The organism is Nocardioides terrigena (genome assembly GCF_003047265.1).
In the GTDB taxonomy this organism is placed as follows: domain Bacteria; phylum Actinomycetota; class Actinomycetes; order Propionibacteriales; family Nocardioidaceae; genus Nocardioides; species Nocardioides terrigena.
In genome coordinates, this window is sequence record NZ_PZYY01000048.1 from 1 (window position 1) to 733 (window position 733).

Consider the following 733-nt stretch of genomic DNA (forward strand, 5'->3'; position numbering starts at 1 on the left):
AACAAAAGCAATCTACAGGCACATTTCGCAGCCTGATTTGCTTTTTAGCCGTAAAGGGCTATGAGCGGTAACGCTCTGTTCGAGATAATTAGTGCTTTGCAAGTAAAAAGACGGTTAGCGATAAGCGTATTTTTCGCCTGATTATTATGTATTAGATAAAACAATGCGGAGTTTATAAAACAATGCCTAAAATTAAAACAGTACGTGGTGCTGCTAAGCGTTTCAAGAAAACAGCTTCAGGCGGTTTCAAACGTAAACAATCTCACTTACGTCATATTTTGACTAAGAAAACCACTAAACGTAAACGTCACTTACGCCACAAATCAATGGTAGCGAAAGCAGACCAAGTATTAGTAGTAGCGTGCTTACCATACGCATAAGCGTTGAGTCAAGTTAAAACGTACTTTAGTGAATTTTAGTTAATTATATACATTAGGAGATTTAATAATGGCTCGTGTAAAACGTGGTGTTATTGCAAGAGCACGCCATAAGAAAGTTCTTAAGGCTGCTAAAGGTTATTATGGTGCGCGTTCACGTGTTTATCGCGTTGCGTTCCAAGCTGTAATTAAAGCTGGTCAATATGCTTACCGTGACCGTCGTCAACGTAAACGTCAATTCCGTCAATTATGGATTGCACGTATCAACGCTGCAGCACGTCAAAACGGTTTATCTTACAGCAAATTCATCAACGGCTTGAAAAAAGCTTCTGTTGAAATCGACCGTAAGATTTTAG

2 protein-coding genes are annotated in these 733 nt (G+C 39.0%); both read left to right on the top strand.

What is annotated here, in order from left to right:
- Positions 1 to 182 precede the first annotated feature (182 nt).
- On the top strand, positions 183 to 380 hold the full coding sequence (gene rpmI, locus DAE25_RS22745) for a 50S ribosomal protein L35 (RefSeq protein ID WP_005596065.1): 198 nt from the start codon (positions 183 to 185) through the stop codon (positions 378 to 380).
- Between the two features lie 67 nt (positions 381 to 447).
- On the top strand, positions 448 to 733 hold a 286-nt coding region (gene rplT / locus DAE25_RS22750; RefSeq protein WP_107768558.1), incomplete at its 3' end, for a 50S ribosomal protein L20.